Below are 22,740 nucleotides of genomic sequence, written 5' to 3'. Positions count from 1 at the left end.
TTAGTAGCTTTTGCTTTTAAAAGGTATTTCTTTAAATCCAGTTTCTTGATTGATTAAAATTGTTGCGACAAAAAAATAATTACACAACACATTGGCAAATTTGGGTAATATATGAGGAACTTCCTTTGCTTCCTCATTGTTAATTTTAACCATTAAACGTATGGCTTTTTTGGATAATGAGGAACATTGATTTAAAATTCCAACGGGTGAACAACCTCCTGGTAAAACAAAACTTGAAATAGATTCTTTAGTAACCGTTTTAATTCTAGTATAAATTTTAAGTAATTGTTGATGGTCACTTTCTTCAATAGCTAGTTTTCCTCTTATAGATCCGTTAAGATGGTAGCATAGAGGTAATATCCAATTTAATTCAGTTTCTAAAGTTTTTAATTCATAACTTTTGTCGTATCGAAGTCTTAAATTACCTAATTCGTCTATTGCCCAACCCACCATACGAGTTAATTCATCGGTTAAAATTTCATAGTCACATTTATAAGAATCTTCATAAATAAAAGGATAACAAAGTTCATCTAAAGTTGATTTAGGATGTAATTTTTTCATAGTGTTGGAATGTTGTTATTTAATTTAATTTTTCAAAAAAAGTAAGCTCATAATCAGTTAATAACTCAGGGTGTGTAATTTTAATAATATCTTTTAAAACAAGATCAGGCCTAGTTGGTGAAAGTTCAAAATACATGATACCTCCTGTTTCACCAATGTTATTTGAGTAAGAATAAATTTGCTGATTTTGATATGCTTTAAAGCTAGAATAGATGCTATTTCCTTCTTCAAGTTCTTTTATGTTTTTATAAAATCCAGGAGAAAGCCAAATATCAGCATCTTTTCCTTTTTCAAAAACACTTTCAATATTTAACGCTAAACTTCCTTTTCCTTTAGAGTTTTGCCATAAATAGTTGGTGTTTGCATCTTTTAAAAAGGAGGCTTCAAAACTTTCTCCTGCAGGTAAATACCAAACATCTTTATACAAACCACCGGAAAGTACTATGGGTTTATTTTTAGATTTTAAAGCTATGCTTTTTGCTGTTAAATAATTTTTTTCAATTTGATTAAAAATACTGTCGGCTTGTTTACTTTTATCGAATAAAAGTCCAAAAAATTTAATCCATTCAGCTCTGCCTAAAGGGGTTTCTTCAAGCCAATCTCCATTAAAAATAACAGGAATTCCCATTCTTTCAATATTGGCATACATTTTATTATTACTATTTAATGTAAAACCTACAACAACTTCAGGTTTGATATCTATAAGTAATTCAGTATTGATGTTTTCAGAATTACCTAATTCAACAATTTGCCCATTATTAATTAATCTCCTTGTTTTTTCTGAAGAAACAAAATCTGTATTAGGGAAACCAATCAACTTATTTTCAGCATTTAATAATTCAAGCATTGGAATATGGGTTGTACTTGTTACCACAATTTTTTTTAGGGGTATTTGCAACTCATTATCATTTTTAGGTTGTTTGGTTAAAATAAATTCAAAAGTGTCATTTGAGTTTTGATATGGAGTTTTTATAATAAGTTTTGAATAGGATTCAAAATGTTGAATGTCAAATCCTTTTGCATATTTAATGGTAGATGTTTGTAGTTTTTTTTGAGACTTTTCATTTTTGGAATTACAAGCAGCTAGAAGAAGGCTTATGATTGCCATGGAAGCTATTTTTAAGATAAATTTCATAAGTTAGTTTTAAAGTACTTTAAAAGTATTGTTTTGTTTTTTAAATTTAAATAGTTGTTTAATTTTAAGACTATTGACGAAGGATATTTGCTATTTTTCTGATGAACTTAATAAAATAAAGGGTTTGTTTCTAAAATTTATTTTATGAGTTATTTCTTTTCTATTTTTTTGATGACTGGATAATGTTAAATAATTTTCTAAGTATCATTACGATCAAATTGATGTCTCTCAACTTTTTTAAAACCTTCATCCCAAATTTTGGAATTTCGAAAATTTAAACGTGTAATTACTTTTCCTTGAGTGCCCACCACCAGTGATATAATAAATCACTGCGTAAAAAATTTTGACAAATGTAATATTTTAAGAATTTAAATGATACTAATTAATCTTATTTAATTACATTTGCACCAGATTATGGTTCTTAATTATACAACGGTATAATTAAAGTTAAAATGGGAATTCGGTTAAAATCCGAAGCTGTACCCGCAACTGTAAGCTTAGTCAAATTAAATTTGATGATTGTTATTAAACTTTTACCACTGTTCTAAATTTTGAATGGGAAGGTGAATAACAATACGCAAGCCAGGAGACCTGCCAAATCTAAATTAATTAATGCTTTCGGGACAAAAGTAAATTAACAATGAAACTATATAACAAAGTATTATTTTTTGGATTTTTTTTAAGTAGTTTATGTGTATATTCACAAAAAGATACTATTGTAACTCTGAAGGTGGTGAATTTACAAAGTGTAAAACTTTACAAACACTCAAAGGGACTTAAAGTTCTTGATTTAACAGATTCTATAATTGCAAAAAATGCAACTTCATTTACATCTTTATTGCGATTTAACACACCAATTTATATTAAAGAATATGGAGCTGGCGGAACAAGTTCTGCAAGTTTTAGAGGAACTAGTGCATCCAATACAGCTGTGATTTGGAATGGAATTAATATCAATTCAATTAATAATGGACAAACAGAATTTAACTCGTTGAATATTAGTTTATTTGATAATATAAATGTAAGAAGTGGTGGTGGTAGTATTGAGTTTGGGTCTGGTGCTGTTGGTGGAACAATTCATTTAAATAATGAACTTGGTTTTGGAGCTTATAGTAAACATCAAGTAATTTCAACGGTAGGTAGTTATCAAACATTTCATAATTTATATAAATACTCTTTTGGTAGTGAAACAACTGCTATTAAATTAGGTGCAGCGTATAATACCTCAAAAAATAATTACAAATGGTTAGATTATAATTTAGAAAATGAAAATGGTGCTTATCAACAAAGAGATTTTAATTTTAGCATAGCTCAAAAAATTAATGATTTTACAAAAATTAGTTTTTTTAGTTCCAAGTATAACGGGGTTCGACATTTTTCAGGGCAATTACCAAACCCATCTGCTGCTAAAGAAAAATATAAAGACTTTAGTTTTAGAAATTTAGTAAATTTTAATTATCATAAAAAAACAGCTACACACAACTTAAAGTTAGCTTACTTAACTCAAGAATATCGTTATTTTGCTGACAAAAATAAAGAGGATTATAATTTTGGAAAATCTAAAAGATACTTAATTAATTATGATTTTAGTTATAAAATTTCATCAAATTCAAGCATTGAATCATTTTCCGAATTTGAATCTGTTGATGGTAAAACAGATCAAATAGCTACTAAAAACCGAGCTCAATTTTCTCAATCACTTATTTACAATCAACGGTATAAAAATTTAGCTTCCTTAAATGCTAAAGTTAGAAAAGACTTCAATTCAGAATACAATGTTCCTTTTGTTTTTGCTTTAGGTATTGAAATAAAACCTTTAAGAAATACATTTGTAAGAACAAATGGTTCAAAAAATTACAGAGTACCAAGTTATAACGATTTGTATTGGCCAGCACTGGGAAACAAAAACTTAATTCCCGAATCTTCTTTACAAGGTGAAATAGGTGTAGGGTATAAAAATAATCAGTTTAAAATTGATTTAGGTGCATTTTATATTGATGCTAAAGATAAAATTGTATGGACTCCTGGTGGTGACCCTGATAGGCCAGGGGTATGGACTCCAATAAATATTGATAAAGTTGTAAATAAAGGATTAGAAATCAGTACAACTTATTCCATAAATTTTGTGAAACACTATATTGATTTGAATACAAATTATAGCTATACAATTGCTAAGGATAAAAAAACGAATGATTTTATACCTTATGTGCCTAAACATTTGTTGAACAGTAGTATTAGTTATTCATTTAAAAGAATAAATTTTTACTACCAGCATTTATTCAATGGTAAAGTATATACTACTAAGGACATTATAGATTCTTACGCTATGCCTTCATTTAATATTGGAAATTTTGGAGGTAGTTATAACTTAATTAAAAACCTAAAAAAAGAATTACAATTTGGGTTTAAAATAAACAATGTATTTAATAAAACTTACCAAGTTTTGCCAGGTAGACCTATGCCAAACAGAAATATAAACTTTAATATAAACTATAAATTTTAAAAGAATGAAAATCAGTAATTTTTTGCTTAGTATATTTTTATTAAGCGTCATCTTTGTATCGTGTACTAATGATGATGACGATGTTCAAGAACCTAAAGGAGCTTATGAAAATGGGATACTTATATCAGGTGAAGGTGGACCTTCAGGATCCATTTACTATGTGTCTAATGATTTTTCTACAACCGAAAGTCTAATCTATAAAAAAGTAAATAATAATGATTTAGGAGTTTATTTACAATCTATGGCTTTTGATAATGAAAATGCTTACATAGTTGTAGATAACCAAAATACAATAACTGTAGTTAACAGATATACTTTTGAAAAAGTTGGAGAAATTACAACGGATTTAAAAAAACCTAGATATATGGCTATAGCTGGTGATAAAGGTTATGTAACAAATTGGGCTGAAGGTGCTTATGGAGCAGATGTTGATGATGATTATATTGCTGTTGTAGATTTAAATACTTTTGAAGTAACAAAAACTATCTCGGTTGGAAATGGTCCAGAACGTATAGTTGCAAATAATGGTAAGCTTTATGTTTCTCATAAAGGAGCTTATACAACTAATAATATAATTACTGTTATTGATATTGCATCTGAAACAACTACTGAAATTACAGTAAAAGATAACCCTGATGAATTATTTTTTGACAATGCAGGTAATTTAGTAGTCCTTTGTGAAGGTCTTACGTTATCTTACAATCCAGACTGGACTGCAAATGAAAAAACGCCAGTTTCTATAACTAAAATTAGTACCGTTTCTAATAATATTATTTCTGAATTAATATTTGAAAATGGACAATTTCCAAGTTTATTAACATTTGATGGAAGTTATTTCTATTATAATTTAGGAAGCAAGATATATAAAGTTGCATCTGACGCATCTACATTACCTACAACAGAATTTTTAGATGCAGCAGCTACAAATTTATATGGGATTGAGGTGAATGATAGTTATTTGTTTTTATTAGATGCAAGTTTTACTGCTCAAAGTAAGCTAGACGTTTACAGTTCAAATACAAAGGAAAAAATAAATTCTTTTGCGGCACCAATAGGAGCTTCTAAAGTTTATTTTAATTAATATTATTAATTAGTATATCAACTAAAAAAAGGAGGTAAACCCTCCTTTTTTTAGTTGATATACTTCCTAACTTCATCTTTAATAAATGCCAAAGCAGTTGTAGATGGAGGAGGAGTTTCTAACATCCTTTTTAAAATGGCTTCTCTTAATTCTTGAGCATTGCTAACAGTATTTAACTCAGCTGTTTTTTTAAAGATATGTACGGTTGCATTTTTTGAAGTAATAATAACACTCCAACACTTCTCTGAAATATAAATTTGTTGTGCTAAATTATGTTCAAATTCAAGTTCAATGGTATTTATTAAACTTTGTAAATAGGCTTCTTTATCATTATTTACAGAATTAATTCTTAAAATTAATTTTGAAGGATTAATTCGTTCCAAGTACAACGTCATTCTTTCATAGGCTTGAAGTTTTATAGGTAACGCTTGTTTTTGATTTGCTTTTAAAATGGAGAGCTGTATTTTATTTTCTTCTGTTTTTGTGTAAGTTTTAAAAAAATAATAGGCTACAAAACCAGTTACAATTGTTGGTATTGTATAGCTTAATAATTCTATAAATTTAGTCATTTCCATAAATTGTATATATAAATATCAAAAGTATTATTTGTATTTAAATAATCACAATTTTTAGATTATTTATATTCTTAAAAAGCATATTTTGTTATTTTTTTGCTTTGTAACAGTTGTTACAAAGCAAATGGTATTTAATGATAATTGTCAGTATCTAAAAAAGGCAAACCCTGTAGCTTTGATGTATTAAAATAAGCAAAGGACAATAATTGACTTTACAAATATTGTTTCAAAAAATGAAAACGTCATTAATAAACATCACAATTATGAAAAAATTATTAAAATTAGCAGTAGTACTTTTTACCACAGCTTCTTTTGCACAAGCAGGTCACATTATGCAAGGTGTTGGAGCTGTAAATATGTCTATGGGTGGAGCTTCTACAGCGCAGCCATTAGACATTAGTGGGGCATTACAATGGAATCCCGCTACAATTTCAGTATTCGATAATAAAATCTTAAATTTTGATATTGGAGCTTTCTTTTCATCTCCTGAATTAAGTTCTAGTCTTCCTGCAAATATGATGTGGCAAGGATCACCAGCAGTTTCAGGTGTAACAAAAGACGATAGAGGAGTATCACCTATGCCAGCATTAGCAATGGTTTGGGGTAAAGAAGATAGTAAACATACTTTTGGAGTTTCAGCATTTGGTATTAGTGGTTTTGGTGTTACTTTTCCGCAAGAAACTAGTTTGCCAGCTGACATAAATGGAAATCCAAATCCGAGTTGGAATCCTAATGATTCAAACCCAATAAACTTTCCTCAAAATATGAACGGTTTTGGACATGTAGAATCTGATTATATGTTATTACAAGTGGGCTTAGCTTGGGCTTACGAAATTTCTGATAATTTTTCAATTGGTATTCAGCCAACTATTAATTATGCAGCATTGGAATTAGCTCCGAACCCAATTTCTTCTCCTAGTCCAACAAAAGGTTATCCAGTAAGTGATAAAGCGAGTGCAATAGGTTATGGTGCACAATTTGGAATGTTTTATAATTCAGCTAGTGGATTTAAATTAGGAGCTTCGTATAAAACAGCTCAAACTTTTGATGATTTTGAGTTTAAAAACACCTATTTAGATGGTTCTTCAGCACCAGATGCGATTTTCCAAATGGATTATCCTGCAATACTTTCTTTTGGTGCAGGTTATTCTAATGAAACCATTGATTTTGCTATAGATTATAGAATGGTAGATTATGAAAATACGGAAGGTTTTGAAGCTAAAGGCTGGACTCAAACAGGTTCTGTACAAGGTTTTGGTTGGAAAAATATTGATATTGTCTCTGTTGGTTTTCAATACAAAGGGATTGAAAAACTACCTTTAAGAATTGGTTATACTTATAGTAGTAATCCAATTGATGAAGAATTAGCATTTTATTCTATTCCAGCAACAGCAGTTATAGCTAATGCATTTCAATTAGGTTTTGGTTATCACTTTAATGATAATTTTACCTTGAATGGAGTTTACCACCATGGTGCTAGTGATGGTAAAACCGAAGGACAGTTGATGAATCCAATGATGGCTTCTGCTTCTAATCCTTATGGAGCAATACCAGGAACTAAAGTTGGTTATGAAATGACAACTGATATGATTATGCTAGGATTAACCTATACATTTAGCAAATAAATATCAAATAAACTTTAAAGCGGCTTTTAAAAAGCCGCTTTTTTTTGCTTTAAATTTAAAGGATAATTAAAAATCTTGTTTATTTGTAAAAAAAAGATTTTATAAATGATTCTTAAACTAAATTCTAAATTTATTTTTTTATATGCATTTGCATTATTCATAATTGCTGCAGTATATGGGTTTTTAATTCGATGGAATTTTACATTTCCAGTAGGTTCATTTCCATACAAAAACATATTGCAAAGTCATTCACATGTTGCTTTTTTAGGTTGGGGTTATTTAGCGGTAATTGGTGTAATTTTAAAATTATTTACTTCTGTTAAGCTTCAAAAGCATCAATTGTATAAAATTTGTTTTCTAATAATTTTCACTACTGCTACAGGAATGTTAATTAGTTTTCCTATAGGAGGTTATAAGGTTTTTTCTATAGTATTACTTTCAGTTTTTGGAATAGCAACTTATGTGGTGTCATTTAAAATATTAAAAGATATTAAAGAACAATCAGTAGCAACTAAATTAGTAAAATTTGGAATTTATTATTACTTGCTTTCTAGTTTGGCTACATGGTTTATTGCTGTAGTAATGGTTGCTCAAGGTAAAACCGATTTGTATTACAATACCATTTATTTTTATTTACATTTTTTATACAACGGCTTTTTTGTTTTTGCCTTGTTTGGAATATTATTTAAATTGATTGAAAATGAGGGTATTCAAATATCAAAAAAAACACAAAATGCTTTTTTTGTTTACTTAAATAGTGCTTGCATACCAGCTTATGCTTTATCTATTTTATGGAGTGATGTGCATGTGATTTTTTATGTTATTGGTTTTGCAGCTTCAATACTACAATTAATTTCTTTACTTTATTTGTTAAACATACTTAAACTAATATTTAAAAATAATAGATGGAATTTTATTTTAAGAATACTATTAAAATTTAGCGTAATTGCTTATGCATTAAAAATAATTATTCAAGTTTTTTCCTCATTTCCATATTTTGTTGAAAAGTCATTAGCTTTAAAGCCTTACTTTATCATAGGATACCTTCATTTATTTACTTTAGCATTTATGAGTGCTTTATTGTTTTTTATATTAAATCAATTAAAAATTTTCAATTTTTATAAATTCTCAAAAGTTGGTATTTACGTTTTTTTATGCACTGTGTTTTGTACGGAACTCTTGTTTTTTATACAGGGTTTTTTACTTCTTTTAAAATTAAATCCTTTACCTCATTATAATTTATGGGTGTTATTTTTTAGTGGTTTATTGGTAATGAGTTTAGTTGTTATTTTTATTCAACAATTTAAAAGAAGTAAACTAGAAAATTAATATTGTCAATAACTTTTATTGTCTAACTTAATTTGGAATAGTACTTTTGAATTTTTAAAGAATTCCTGTGTCTACTTACTTAAAAAACTTAAATGAATCTCAAAAAGCGGCTGTTTTACACAAAAACGGACCAATGATAATTATAGCTGGAGCTGGCTCCGGAAAAACCCGTGTGCTTACGTATAGAATAGCACATTTGATGAATCAAAAAATAGATCCATTTAATATTTTAGCATTAACTTTTACAAATAAAGCAGCTCGTGAAATGAAAAATCGAATTGCAGAAGTGGTTGGTTCATCTGAAGCTAAAAATTTATGGATGGGTACGTTTCACTCGGTATTTGCTAGAATATTACGATCTGAAGGTCATCATTTAGGATATCCTTCAAATTTTACCATATACGACACACAAGATGCTGTTAGATTGCTTTCTTCTATTATTAAAGAAATGCAATTGGATAAAGATAAGTACAAACCAAAACAAGTGTTAAGTAGAATTTCATCTTTTAAAAATAGCTTGATTACGGTAAAAGCTTATTTTAATGATCCTGAATTGATTGAAGCTGATAAAATGGCTCACCGACCAAAAATGGGTGAAATTTATCATCAATATGTTGAACGGTGTTTTAAAGCTGGAGCGATGGATTTTGATGACTTATTATTAAGAACTAATGAATTACTTACCCGTTTTCCTGCAGTTTTAGCAAAATATCAAGACCGTTTTAAGTATATTTTAGTAGATGAGTACCAAGATACCAATCATTCTCAATATTTAATTGTAAGAGCACTTGCCGACAGATTCCAAAATATTTGTGTTGTGGGAGATGATTCGCAGAGTATTTATGCATTTAGAGGAGCCAATATTCAAAATATTTTAAATTTTCAAAGAGATTATGAAAATGTAGATATTTTTAAATTAGAACAAAACTATCGATCTACCAATAATATTGTTCAAGCAGCAAATAGTGTTATTGAAAAAAATAAAACCAAGTTAGATAAAGAAGTTTGGACAGAAAATAGTGCAGGTCCAAAAGTAAAGGTGATGAGAACCTATACAGAAGCGGAAGAAGGCAGATTTGTAGCAAGTTCTATTTTTGAAAACAAAATGAATTTACAACTTAAAAATTCAGACTTTGCTATTTTATATAGAACCAATGCTCAATCTAGAGCAATTGAAGATGCACTTCGAAAAAAAGATATCAAATATAAAATATACGGTGGGTTATCCTTTTACCAACGTAAAGAAATTAAAGATACCCTTGCATATTTGCGTTTGCTAATAAATCCAAATGATGAAGAAGCTTTAAAGCGTGTTATTAATTACCCAGCAAGAGGTATTGGAACTACTACCATAGATAAACTCTCCGTAGCTGCAAACCATTATAAAAAGTCGATTTTTGAATTGTTAACCAATTTAAATAATTACGATATTAATATCAACGGAGGAACCAAAACTAAGCTGAATAATTTTGTAACTATGATTCAGCATTTTCAAATTGAAGCTCAATCTAAAAATGCATTTGAAGTTGCAGATTTAGTGGTAAAACAAACTCGACTCATTCGTGATTTAGAAAGTGATGGAACTCCAGAAGGAGTGAGTAAAGTGGAGAATGTTCAGGAATTGTTAAATGGAATTAAAGACTTTATTGAAGAACAGAAACAAAAAGAAGAAGATGATTCTTTGACGTTTTTCTTAGAAGATGTTGCTCTAGCAACCGACTTTGATAGTGAAAAGAAAGACGATACACCAAGAATTTCATTAATGACGATTCATTTAGCAAAAGGGCTAGAGTTTCCTTATGTTTATATTGTTGGTTTAGAAGAAAATTTATTTCCTTCAGCAATGAGTATGAATACGAGAAGTGAACTAGAAGAAGAACGCCGCTTGTTTTATGTAGCCCTTACAAGAGCCGAACAACAAGCTTATTTAAGCTATGCACAAACACGTTATCGTTGGGGAAAATTGGTGGATTGTGAGCCAAGTAGGTTTTTGGAAGAAATAGATGATAAATATTTAGAGTATTTAACTGAAAAAAGGCAAGAACCTGTTCAAAATAAATACATAAATGAAGATATTTTTGGAAGTGTTCCTCAAAATAAAATTCGTTTTAAAAAACCAATCCAACGAACACCAATAAAAAAAGCTGCTACAGCAAAAGTCGAATTTAGGCCTCCTAAAAAATTAAAAAAAATTACCAAAACAAAAGTTTCAAATTCAAATTTATTTGACAACAATATAACTGTAGGTAATATCGTTGAACATACAAAGTTTGGCAAAGGCGAGGTTTTAAGTATAGAAGGTACTGGAGCCAATCAAAAAGCAGAAATAAGATTTGCATCTGTAGGTGTTAAAAAGTTGCTATTGCAATTCGCAAAACTCACAATTATAAGCTAAAATAACATTGTAAAACCAATATTTATATTGTAATTTGCATAAATAAAATAGAAGAATAGATACATGGAATTTGATTTAGAATACAATGGGGAAAGACCACATTTAATTATCCCAGAATATGGTCGTCATATCCAAAAATTAGTGGATCACTGCGTAGCATTAGAAGAAGTTGAAGAACGCAACAAAATGGCAAAAGCTATTGTTGATGTGATGGGGAATTTACAACCTCATTTAAGAGATGTACCAGACTTTAAGCACAAACTTTGGGATCAATTATTCATCATGTCAGATTTTAAGCTAGAAGTAGAATCTCCATATGAAAAACCTTCAAAAGAAGAGTTGCAAGCAAAGCCTGAACCTTTGGCTTATCCAAAAGCAGCTTCCAAATATCGGTTTTATGGAAAAAATATTCAAACTATGATTGATACGGCTTTAACTTGGGAAGAAGGTGAAGCTCGTGAAGCCCTATATTTTGCCATTGCTAATCATATGAAAAAGTGTTATTTAAATTGGAATAAAGATACTGTAGAGGATAAAGTTATTTTCAAGCATCTAAAGGAGTTATCCAATAATAAAATTGATTTGTTTGATAGTAATGAAGCATTATCAGAAGTGAAAGATTTAATGCGAAAAAGAAAATCAGCTGCTGGAAAATCAAGACAGAAGAAAAAAAATTAATCTAAAAATATTATCAAAATGTCAACATTTGTTATTGAAGGAGGTCATAAATTAAGTGGAGAAATCACTCCACAAGGAGCAAAAAATGAAGCGCTTCAAGTAATTTGTGCTGTTTTATTAACTGCTGAAAAAGTTATAATTAGCAATGTTCCAGATATAAGAGATGTAAATAAATTAATTTTTATTTTAAGTGAACTTGGAGTAAAAGTTGAAAAAATTAATCAAGATACTTATTCATTTCAAGCGGATGAATTAGATTTAGATTATTTAGAATCTGAAAAATTTAAAAAAGACGGAAGTTCATTACGTGGATCTATTATGATAGTTGGGCCATTATTAGCTCGTTTTGGTAAAGGATATATTCCACGCCCAGGAGGAGATAAAATTGGACGCAGAAGATTAGATACCCATTTTGAAGGATTCATTAAACTTGGAGCCACTTTTAGATATAATAAAGACGAAAAATTTTATGGTGTTGAAGCTACTCAACTCATAGGAACAAATATGTTGTTAGATGAAGCTTCAGTTACTGGTACTGCAAATATTGTAATGGCAGCTGTAATGGCAAAAGGAATAACAACCATTTATAATGCTGCTTGTGAGCCTTATTTGCAGCAACTATGTAAAATGCTCAATAGTATGGGAGCCAAAATAAGAGGAGTTGGCTCAAACTTATTGATTATTGAAGGTGTAGAAAAATTAGATGGATGTACGCATGTTATTTTACCTGATATGATAGAAATTGGTAGTTGGATTGGGATGGCAGCAATGACCAAATCTTCATTAACCATTAAAAATGTAAGTTGGGATGATTTAGGAGTAATTCCGCGTGTATTTAAAAAAATGGGGATTAACTTAGAATTAAGAGGAGATGATATTTTTATTCCGGAACAAGAAAGTTATGAAATTCAAAACTTTATTGATGGGTCAATTTTAACAATTTCTGATGCTCCTTGGCCTGGTTTTACTCCAGATTTGTTAAGTATTATTTTAGTAGTGGCCACACAAGCTAAAGGAAGCGTATTAATTCATCAAAAAATGTTTGAAAGTCGTTTGTTTTTTGTAGATAAACTAATTGATATGGGAGCAAAAGTTATACTTTGCGATCCACATAGAGCTACAGTTATAGGAATGAATCATGAATCTAGCTTAAAAGCAACTACAATGACCTCACCTGATATCAGAGCAGGAATTTCCTTGTTAATTGCAGCTCTTTCTGCTAAAGGAACGAGTACAATTCATAATATTGAACAAATAGATCGTGGTTACCAAAATATTGATAAACGTTTACAAGCCATTGGAGCAAAAATTACTAGAGTAGATTAAATATTCAATAGTAATAACGTTACTCAATTCAAAATATATTGAAGTATTTACACCTTCAAAAAATCAATAAATTTTAATAACATTTAAGTTTAAAATAATTTTAAATGTCATATTGGCATAAATTAAAAAATGGCAATACTTTTGCTGCTTATAAAGTTGAAATTTTTTTAAAAGAAAATTATGAATAAAAAGAAAGACACCTCCGAAGAAAAGGATGTAAAGAATAAAAATCTTAAACAAGAAGAAACACAGGAAATTAGTGTTGAAGAGCAATTAAAAAATGAAGTTTCCCAAGAAAAAGAAAAATTTTTACGTTTGTTCGCAGAATTTGAAAATTACAAAAAACGCACTTCTAGAGAACGTATAGAATTATTTAAAACTGCCAACGAGGAACTTATGACAGTTTTATTGCCAATTTTAGATGATTTTGATAGAGGTTTAGCCGAAATTAAGAAAGCAAAAGATAAAGAGTTATTAAAAGGGATGGAACTGATTAATAACAAACTTAAAAATTCTTTAACTCAGAAGGGATTAAATGCTATTAAAGTGGAACAAGGAGAAGCTTTTGATGTTGAATTGCATGAGGCAATAACTCAAATACCAGCTCCTTCCGATGATTTAAAAGGAAAAATTATTGATGTAATTGAACAAGGCTATAAATTAGGTGATAAAGTTATAAGATACCCTAAAGTGGTTGTTGGACAATAATAAGACAAAGAATGAAGCAAGATTATTACGAAATATTAGGAATTTCTAAAAATGCTACACCTGCTGAGATTAAAAAGGCTTATCGCAAGATGGCTATTAAATATCATCCAGATAAAAATCCTGGAGATAAAGCAGCTGAAGAAAATTTTAAAAAAGCAGCTGAAGCTTATGAAGTTTTAAGTGATGAAAATAAAAAAGCGAGATATGATCAATATGGTCATGCAGCTTTTGAAGGAGGTCACGGAGCTGGTGGATTCGGTGGAGGTGGTATGAATATGGAAGATATATTTAGCCAATTCGGAGATATTTTTGGAGGAGCATTTGGTGGTGGAGGCTTTGGAGGCTTTGGAGGAGGTTCTAGAGGAAGAGCACGAGTAAAGGGTAGTAATTTGCGAATTAGGGTAAAACTAAATTTAGAAGAAATAGCCAAAGGAGTTGAGAAAAAAGTAAAGGTTAGGAGAAAGGTTAAGGCCGCTGGTGCTACTTTTAAAACATGTACTACCTGTAATGGAACTGGTCAGGTTATGCGTGTTACCAATACAATTTTGGGACGTATGCAGTCAGCTTCAACTTGTCCATCTTGTCACGGAGCAGGAGAAATGCTAGATAAACAGCCTAAAGGGGCAGATTCTAGTGGGTTAGAATTTAAAGAAGAAACAGTTTCTATAAAAATTCCAGCTGGTGTAACCGAAGGAGTTCAATTAAAAGTTAATGGAAAGGGGAATGCTGCGCCAGGAAATAACTCTGTTGATGGAGATTTAATTGTTGTTATTGAAGAAACTGCTCATGAAACTTTAAAACGTGAAGGAACTAACCTTCATTATGATTTATATATTAATTTTTCTGAAGCAGTTTTAGGTGTTAGTAAAAATATAGATACCGTTTCAGGGAAGGTGAAAATTAAAATTGAACCAGGAACTCAATCTGGAAAAATTTTAAGGTTAAGAGGTAAAGGATTACCAAGTATAGATCATTATGGAAATGGAGATTTATTAGTCCATGTAAATGTTTGGACTCCGCAGAGTCTTTCAAAAGATCAAAAAAAGTTTTTTGAAAGCTCAATAGATGACGATCATTTTAAACCAAACCCTTCAAAATTTGATAAATCATTTTTTGAAAAAGTGAAGGATATGTTTTCATAAAAAAATGAAAAAAAAATATTTTTTTTATAAAAAATAATATATCTTTGAAACGTTGTTAGTGAAATATCTAACAACACTTTTTCTTTTTCATAGCAATTTTCCCACTCAAATTTTGAGTGGGTTTTTTTATCGCAATATTTAACGTAATTTTGCAAAATTAAGTAGGTCGTCTTATCGCTTCGTGTATTCGAAGAGGAAAGTCCGGACAACACAGAGTAGCATAGCGGATAACATCCGTCCAGCGTAAGTTGAGGACAAGTGCAACAGAAAGCAAGTACAGTTTGGCTGTAGTGAAACCAGGTAAACTCTATGCGGTGAAATGCCATGTATATTGAAATTTTAGAGTTACTCGCTCTATTTCAAGGGGTAGGCAGATAGAACTATAGAGTAATTTATAGTCTAGATAAATGATAAGAACTTTTTAAAGTACAAAATCCGGCTTATAGACCTACTTAATTTTTATCATATTCTTAATATTTATAACGTTTTCGTAAGTCTTTTTTATAGTTTTCAAAAAAAAAGATATTTTAAGTATTTATATCTTTAAAAATTGGTTTGATGTACTGAATTTTTTAATTCAAAGCTGCATTTTTTGTAACTTCGCGAGCATAAATAACTAAATAAAATTAAATAGATATGGCTTTTGATATTGAAATGATTAAAGGTGTTTACAATAGAATGACTGAGAGAGTTGATGCTGCTAGAAATATAGTAGGAAAACCGTTAACGTTGGCTGAAAAAATATTATACAATCATTTATGGGATGGAAAGGCAACATCTTCTTTTGTTAGAGGAAAAGATTATGTAGATTTTGCTCCAGACAGAATTGCTTGCCAAGATGCTACTGCTCAAATGGCATTACTCCAATTTATGCAAGCTGGAAAAAGTAAAGTAGCCGTTCCAACTACAGTACATTGTGATCATTTAATTCAAGCTAAAATTGGAGCCGATAAAGATTTGCAAAATGCTTTAAACAATAGTAGTGAAGTTTTTAATTTTTTAGCATCAGTATCAAATAAATATGGAATTGGTTTTTGGAAACCTGGAGCAGGTATTATTCATCAAGTCGTTTTGGAAAACTATGCATTTCCAGGTGGAATGATGATTGGAACAGATTCTCATACAGTAAATGCTGGTGGATTAGGAATGGTTGCTATTGGTGTTGGTGGCGCTGATGCTGTAGATGTGATGGCTGGGATGCCTTGGGAGTTGAAATTCCCCAAATTAATTGGAGTTAAATTAACTGGAAAGCTTTCAGGATGGACTGCTCCGAAAGATGTTATTTTAAAAGTGGCAGGTATTTTAACGGTAAAAGGAGGTACAGGATGTATTGTAGAGTATTTTGGAGAAGGAGCAAAATCAATGTCAGCTACTGGTAAAGGTACCATCTGTAATATGGGTGCTGAAATTGGTGCTACAACTTCCACATTTGGTTATGATGACTCAATGGAAAGATACTTAAGAGCAACTGGACGTGATGAGGTTGCTGATGAAGCAAATAAAATAGCATCGTATTTAACTGGTGATGATGAAGTTTATGCTAATCCAGAACAATATTTTGATGAGGTTATTGAAATTAACTTATCCGAATTAAAACCACATTTAAATGGTCCTTTTACACCAGATTTGGCTACTCCTGTTGGTGAAATGACTGAAAAAGCAATAAAAAATGATTGGCCTTTAAAAGTGGATTGGGGATTGATAGGTTCTTGTACTAATTCTTCTTACGAAGATTTATCTAGAGCAGCTTCTGTAGCCAAGCAAGCCGTTGATAAAGGAATTGTAGCAAAGGCTGAATTTGGAATTAACCCAGGTTCTGAGCAAGTTAGATTTACAGCAGAAAGAGATGGCTTATTAGATATTTTTGAAGATTTAAATGCAAAAATATTTACCAATGCTTGCGGACCTTGTATTGGGCAATGGTCTAGAGAAGGTGCAGAGAAGCAAGAGAAAAACACCATTATTCACTCTTTTAATAGAAACTTCTCTAAAAGAGCAGATGGAAATCCAAATACACATGCTTTTGTAGCTTCGCCAGAAATGGTTGCAGCCATAGCAATTTCTGGAAAATTAGATTTCAACCCTGTTACGGATACTTTAATCAATAAAAATGGAGAAGAAGTTAAATTTGAGGAGCCAACAGGTTTTGAATTACCACCAAAAGGTTTTGATGTTGAAGATGCAGGTTTTGTAGCACCAATGGCTGATGGTTCTGGAATTGAAGTTAAAGTAAGTCCTACGTCTGAAAGACTTCAATTACTAACTCCTTTTAAACCTATTGGAAATGAGGTTAAAGATGCAAAATTATTAATTAAAGCTCATGGTAAATGTACAACTGATCATATTTCTATGGCAGGACCTTGGTTAAGATTTAGAGGTCATTTAGACAATATTTCTAATAACTGTCTAATTGGAGCTGTAAATGCCTTTAACATGAAAACCAACAAAGTTAAAAACCAGTTGACAGATGAGTTTGGAGCTGTTCCAGACACGGCTAGAGCCTACAAAGCAGCTGGAGTTTATTCTGTAGTTGTGGGTGATCATAATTATGGAGAGGGATCTTCAAGAGAGCATGCCGCAATGGAACCGCGTCATTTAGGAGTTGCCGCAGTCATTGTAAAATCTTTTGCTCGTATACATGAAACAAACCTTAAAAAGCAAGGAATGTTAGGTTTAACTTTTGCAAATGAAACGGATTATGATTTAATTCAAGAAGACGATACTTTCAATTTTTTAGATTTAAATGAATTTGCTCCTGGAAAACAATTGACTTTAGAATTAGTACATTCTGATGGTTCAAAAGATGTTATTTATTTAAATCATACCTATAATCAAGGTCAAATAGATTGGTTTAAAGAAGGATCAGCTTTAAATTTAATAAAAAAAGAAAATGCAAATTAATAATGATTTTAGGTTCTAAATAAATTTAAAAAGAGAAGGTTTAACCTTCTCTTTTTTTTTACAGAATTTAAGAAGTATTATTTTAAAGTTAAATTTGAATTGTAGCGCTAACGTTTTCGTAAAAAAAGAAATATTTTTGAGTTAAATTTTGTAACTTTTTAGACTAAAATTTTAGCTAGTGAAAATACTTCATATCAGTGCCGAATCTTATCCTGTGGCCAAAGTAGGAGGCTTAGCAGATGTAGTTGGAGCCTTACCAAAATATCAAAATTCATCAAAAATTGTAGCTCAGGTTGTAATGCCTTTCTACAATAATAATTTTACTAAAAACAATGAGTTTTCATCTGTTTTTGATGCTGAAATGCTTTTTGATGATGTCATTTATACCTATAAAATTTTAAAACTTAAAAATAATAAATTGGGATTCGAATTATTTTTTGTTGATATTCCAAAGTTATTATTTACAGACTATGTGTATTCGAATGATGACACCAATCGATTTTTAGCATTTCAAATAGCTACTTTAAATTGGGTGTTAACTTTAAAACAAAAACCTACAATTGTACATTGTCACGATCACCATACAGGATTAGTTCCTTTTATGATGTCGCAATCTTATGTATATCATAAGCTTTCTATGATTCCTACGGTTTTCACCATTCATAATGCGCAATACCAAGGATGGTTTTCTCATGATAAAGTTGGGTTAGTACCTGCTTTTAATTTTAATAATGTTGGTTTGTTAGATTGGGGAGGTTCTATAAATCCACTTGCTGCAGCCATAAAATGTGCTTGGAGAGTTACTACTGTTTCGCCAAGTTATATGGAAGAATTAAAAATTTCAGCAAATGGTTTGGAAAGTTTATTAAGTCATGAAAGTGCTAAATGTATTGGTATTTTAAATGGAATTGATTGGGAGGTTTGGAATCCTGAAACCGATGCCTATTTAATTAAAAATTATAAAAAAACTACAGTACAATCTGGTAGAAAAGAGAATAAAAAGTGGTTATGTAATCAATTTAACTTAGATATTGAAAAACCTTTATTTGCATTTATAGGTAGATTAGTGGGAGAAAAAGGAGCAGATTTATTTCCTGACGTTTTTAAAAAATCACTTCAAAAAACAACTAAAACAATATTATTATTAGGGTCGGGGATGCAATCTGTAGAATATCAATTAAATGAATTAAAAAAAGATTATATTGGTAGTTACAATGCATTTATTGGTTACGATGAAAAATTATCACATATAATTTATGCCGGAGCAGATTTTTTATTAATGCCTTCAAGAGTTGAACCTTGTGGATTAAATCAATTATATGCTTTAAGGTATGGAACCATTCCAATTGTTAGAAGTATAGGTGGTTTAAAAGATACAGTTATCGATATTTCTAAAGAAAATGGGTTTGGTATTTGTCATAATGAAGTTACTGTAGAAGAAATAACAAATGCAGTTGATAGAGGAGTAGAACTATACAAAGACCAAACAAAATTTAAACAACTAAGAAAACAAATGATGGAAATAGACCATTCTTGGAATGCGTCAGCAACATCATATATAAAATTATATAGAACATTAAATTTATAAATTATGTCATTAAGTAGCAAAGTATTAGCAATTATATTAGGTGGAGGGCAAGGTTCAAGATTACACCCTTTAACTCAAGCACGTTCAAAACCTGCCGTACCTATAGCTGGGAAGTACAGATTGGTAGATATTCCAATTTCAAATTGTATAAATTCTGAAATAAAAAGAATGTTTGTACTTACCCAATTTAATTCAGCATCGTTAAATCGACATATAAAAAACACGTATCATTTTAGTTTTTTTAGTTCTGCTTTTGTAGATGTATTAGCAGCCGAACAAACTCCACATAATAAAGGATGGTTTCAAGGAACCGCTGATGCTGTACGTCAAAGTATGCATCATTTTAAAAAATTAGAATACGATTATATGTTAATCTTATCAGGAGATCAATTGTATCAAATGGATTTCAATGATATGATAAAAAAACATGTTAAAAATAAAGCTCAAATTTCGATTGCTACCATACCTGTAAATGCTAAAGATGCTACTTCTTTTGGGATTTTAAAAACAAATGAAAAAGATGAAATTACCTCCTTTATAGAAAAACCAGATGCTTCTTTATTACCAGATTGGACTTCACCTGTGAGTGAAGAAATGAAAAACGAAGGTAGAAATTACTTAGCTTCAATGGGAATTTATGTATTTAATAGAAAGCTAATTGAAACATTAATGGATGATGAAACTACCATAGATTTTGGAAAAGAAATTATTCCTCAAAATATCGACAAACATAAAGTAATAAGTCATCAGTACGAAGGATATTGGACAGATATTGGGAATATTGATTCATTTTTTGAAGCAAATTTAGGTTTGACAGATGATTTTCCAAAGTTTAACTTATATAGCAGAGAAAAACGAATTTATACAAGAGCACGTATGTTGCCTACAACTAAAGTTTCAGGTACTAATTTAGATAAAACAGTAATTGCTGAAGGTTGTATTATAAATGCTGGTAAAATTGAACATTCAGTAATAGGAATTAGGTCTAGAATTGATAAAGAATCTACAGTAATTAATACCTATATGATGGGTAGTGATTTTTATCAACCGCTAGAAGATATTATTGATAGCTCAAAGCCATCTATGGGAATTGGAGCACGTTGTTTTATAAAAAATGCGATTTTAGATAAAAACTGTTGTATTGGTGATGATGTTCGTATTAAAGGAGGCAGACATTTAGATGATGTTGAAACAGATAGCTATGCTGTAAGAGATGGTATTGTAGTTGTAAAAAAAGGAGCCATTATACCTAACGGATTTACCATATAATATATGACAAACGTAACAGTATGCAGTCTATTTACAGATTTTGATATTAGTTTATTTAAAGCAGGAAAGCATTATAGATTGTATGAAAAATTTGGATCCCATTTAACAACGGTTAATGGAATTGAAGGAGTTTATTTTGCTGTTTGGGCACCAAGCGCTAAACAAGTTTCTGTAATTGGAGATTTTAATCATTGGCAAGATGGTGAGCATCCATTAAATGTTCGGTGGGATTCTTCGGGCATTTGGGAAGGATTTATTCCTTTTGTTGAAAAAGGAATGGCTTATAAATATAAAATTCACTCCAACAATAATGGATATATTTCAGAAAAAGCTGATCCTTATGCACGCAGGTTCGAGCATCCACCAAAAACGGCATCTATAGTTTGGGAAGATAATTATCAATGGAAAGATAAAAGCTGGATGAAAACCAGAAAAAAACACAATGCACTAAATGCGCCTTACTCTGTTTATGAAGTTCATTTAGGATCTTGGAAAAGACATTTAGAAGAAGATCGTTTTTTATCTTATTTTGAGTTGGCAGATGAGTTGGTAAACTACGTGAAAGAGATGAATTTTACCCACGTTGAGTTGATGCCAATTATGGAATATCCTTATGAGCCCTCTTGGGGATATCAATTAACAGGTTATTTTGCTCCAACATCTCGTTTTGGTTATCCTGATGAATTTAAATATTTGGTTGATAAACTACATGAAAACGGCATTGGAATTATCTTAGATTGGGTGCCTTCACATTTTCCTGAAGATGCTCACGGATTAGGCTTTTTTGACGGCTCTCATTTATATGAACATCCCGATAAAAGAAAAGGATATCATCAAGATTGGAAAAGTTTAATTTTTAATTATGAACGAAACGAAGTTCGTTCGTTTTTAATAAGCAATGCAATTTTTTGGTTAGATCAATATCATGCAGATGGATTGCGTGTTGATGCAGTTGCATCAATGCTATTTTTAGATTATTCTAGAGAAGAGGGTGAGTGGGAACCTAACGAGTATGGAACCAATGAAAATTTAGCTGCAATTTCATTTTTAAAAGAATTAAACGAAGAGGTTTATAAATCTTTCCCAGATGTTCAAACCATTGCTGAAGAATCAACAGCATTTCCAATGGTTTCTAAGCCTACTTTTATGGGAGGTTTAGGATTTGGAATGAAATGGATGATGGGCTGGATGCATGATACCCTTCAATATTTTTCTAAAGATCCAATTTATAGAAAATACCATCAAAATGAGATTACTTTTAGTTTGGCTTATGCTTTTACAGAAAATTTTATGTTACCATTATCTCATGATGAAGTAGTGTATGGCAAAAAATCAATTTTAAGTAGGTTACCTGGCGATGAGTGGCAACGTTTTGCAAATTTAAGGTTACTTTATGGATATATGTTTACACATCCAGGAACAAAATTGTTGTTTATGGGTGGTGAATTTGGGCAATATGAAGAATGGAATTTTCAACAAAGTTTAGATTGGAACTTATTAGGATTTGAGCCTCATAAAAAATTACAGAACTATTTTAAAGAATTAAATAAGTTTTACAAAACAACACCTGAATTATTTGAAAAATCTTTTGATAATGATGGGTTTGAATGGATTAGTTTTGATGATACTGAGAATGCCGTAATTTCTTATATAAGAAAAGGTCAAAATATTGAAAATGAGATTATTGTTGTTTGTAATTTTACCCCCATATTACATCAAAAATATAAAATTGGAGTACCAAAAAAAGGAAAATTAAAAGAAATATTTAATAGTGATGCTAAAAAATTTGGAGGTAGTGGTGTTATTAATTCTAAGCAAATTACTATAAAAAAAGAAGTTTGGAATGGAAAAAAATATGCTGCTGAAATAACGCTTCCTCCTTTAGGAATTGCCATTTTCAAAATTAAATAATAACAATTTTAAT

Annotated in this window: 16 protein-coding genes, 1 other RNA gene and 1 riboswitch; of the genes, 14 read left to right on the top strand and 3 right to left on the bottom strand. The window is 30.3% G+C overall.

Features of this window, described 5'->3' with window-relative positions; genetic code table 11:
• Together Q0714_RS03925 and Q0714_RS03920 are read right to left on the bottom strand one after the other, a co-directional pair.
• Positions 1-561 (bottom strand): hypothetical protein, encoded by a 561-nt coding sequence (locus Q0714_RS03925; protein ID WP_298263004.1) that lies wholly within the window; start codon positions 559-561, stop codon positions 1-3.
• A 19-nt stretch (positions 562-580) separates the two neighbouring features.
• Positions 581-1,696: an ABC transporter substrate-binding protein gene (locus Q0714_RS03920; protein WP_298263003.1), complete on the bottom strand. Its 1,116-nt coding sequence runs from the start codon at positions 1,694-1,696 to the stop codon at positions 581-583.
• A 398-nt stretch (positions 1,697-2,094) separates the two neighbouring features.
• Positions 2,095-2,310, top strand: a riboswitch (cobalamin riboswitch).
• A 26-nt stretch (positions 2,311-2,336) separates the two neighbouring features.
• Here Q0714_RS03920 and Q0714_RS03915 point away from each other — a divergent pair.
• Positions 2,337-4,199, top strand: coding sequence for a TonB-dependent receptor (locus tag Q0714_RS03915; RefSeq protein WP_298263002.1), 1,863 nt, complete (start codon positions 2,337-2,339; stop codon positions 4,197-4,199).
• Positions 4,200-4,203: 4 nt separating this feature from the next.
• Positions 4,204-5,280: a YncE family protein gene (locus Q0714_RS03910; RefSeq protein WP_298263001.1), complete on the top strand. Its 1,077-nt coding sequence runs from the start codon at positions 4,204-4,206 to the stop codon at positions 5,278-5,280.
• Between the two features lie 50 nt (positions 5,281-5,330).
• Here Q0714_RS03910 and Q0714_RS03905 read toward each other — a convergent pair whose 3' ends face one another.
• A complete protein-coding gene (locus Q0714_RS03905; RefSeq protein WP_367181316.1) occupies positions 5,331-5,849 on the bottom strand; it encodes a hypothetical protein in 519 nt (172 codons plus the stop codon).
• Positions 5,850-6,118: 269 nt separating this feature from the next.
• On the opposite strand from Q0714_RS03905, the gene Q0714_RS03900 reads away from it, so the two are divergent.
• The 12 genes from Q0714_RS03900 to glgB all read left to right on the top strand — a co-directional run bounded on the left by Q0714_RS03900 (position 6,119) and on the right by glgB (position 22,727).
• On the top strand, positions 6,119-7,480 hold the full coding sequence (locus tag Q0714_RS03900) for an OmpP1/FadL family transporter (RefSeq protein ID WP_298262999.1): 1,362 nt from the start codon (positions 6,119-6,121) through the stop codon (positions 7,478-7,480).
• A 105-nt stretch (positions 7,481-7,585) separates the two neighbouring features.
• Positions 7,586-8,809, top strand: coding sequence for a hypothetical protein (locus tag Q0714_RS03895; RefSeq protein ID WP_298262998.1), 1,224 nt, complete (start codon positions 7,586-7,588; stop codon positions 8,807-8,809).
• Between the two features lie 67 nt (positions 8,810-8,876).
• Positions 8,877-11,204 (top strand): ATP-dependent helicase, encoded by a 2,328-nt coding sequence (locus Q0714_RS03890; RefSeq protein WP_298262997.1) that lies wholly within the window; start codon positions 8,877-8,879, stop codon positions 11,202-11,204.
• 63 nt (positions 11,205-11,267) lie between these two features.
• Positions 11,268-11,882, top strand: a complete 615-nt coding sequence (locus tag Q0714_RS03885) for a DUF4290 domain-containing protein (protein ID WP_298262996.1) — start codon at positions 11,268-11,270, stop codon at positions 11,880-11,882.
• Positions 11,883-11,900: 18 nt separating this feature from the next.
• Positions 11,901-13,208, top strand: coding sequence for a UDP-N-acetylglucosamine 1-carboxyvinyltransferase (murA, locus tag Q0714_RS03880; protein WP_298262995.1), 1,308 nt, complete (start codon positions 11,901-11,903; stop codon positions 13,206-13,208).
• A gap of 180 nt (positions 13,209-13,388) precedes the next feature.
• The gene (locus Q0714_RS03875; protein ID WP_298262994.1) at positions 13,389-13,916 is read left to right on the top strand and encodes a nucleotide exchange factor GrpE; all 528 of its coding nucleotides are present in this window, start codon (positions 13,389-13,391) and stop codon (positions 13,914-13,916) included.
• A gap of 11 nt (positions 13,917-13,927) precedes the next feature.
• Entirely contained in the window at positions 13,928-15,058 is a 1,131-nt protein-coding gene (gene dnaJ, locus Q0714_RS03870) for a molecular chaperone DnaJ (protein ID WP_298262993.1), read from the top strand.
• 158 nt (positions 15,059-15,216) lie between these two features.
• An RNA gene (gene rnpB / locus Q0714_RS03865) (RNase P RNA component class A) lies at positions 15,217-15,517 on the top strand.
• Positions 15,518-15,694: 177 nt separating this feature from the next.
• The gene (locus Q0714_RS03860; protein ID WP_298262992.1) at positions 15,695-17,959 is read left to right on the top strand and encodes an aconitate hydratase; all 2,265 of its coding nucleotides are present in this window, start codon (positions 15,695-15,697) and stop codon (positions 17,957-17,959) included.
• 178 nt (positions 17,960-18,137) lie between these two features.
• Positions 18,138-19,547: a glycogen synthase gene (locus Q0714_RS03855; RefSeq protein WP_298262991.1), complete on the top strand. Its 1,410-nt coding sequence runs from the start codon at positions 18,138-18,140 to the stop codon at positions 19,545-19,547.
• Positions 19,548-19,550: 3 nt separating this feature from the next.
• The gene (locus tag Q0714_RS03850) at positions 19,551-20,816 is read left to right on the top strand and encodes a glucose-1-phosphate adenylyltransferase (protein ID WP_298262990.1); all 1,266 of its coding nucleotides are present in this window, start codon (positions 19,551-19,553) and stop codon (positions 20,814-20,816) included.
• A 3-nt stretch (positions 20,817-20,819) separates the two neighbouring features.
• Positions 20,820-22,727, top strand: coding sequence for a 1,4-alpha-glucan branching protein GlgB (glgB, locus tag Q0714_RS03845; RefSeq protein WP_298262989.1), 1,908 nt, complete (start codon positions 20,820-20,822; stop codon positions 22,725-22,727).
• Positions 22,728-22,740: the final 13 nt, after the last annotated feature.

The organism is uncultured Lutibacter sp., assembly GCF_947493565.1.
Taxonomy (GTDB): domain Bacteria; phylum Bacteroidota; class Bacteroidia; order Flavobacteriales; family Flavobacteriaceae; genus Lutibacter; species Lutibacter aestuarii.
The sequence above is the reverse complement of the archived record's forward strand: the minus strand, read 5'-3'. Positions and strand labels throughout refer to the sequence as shown.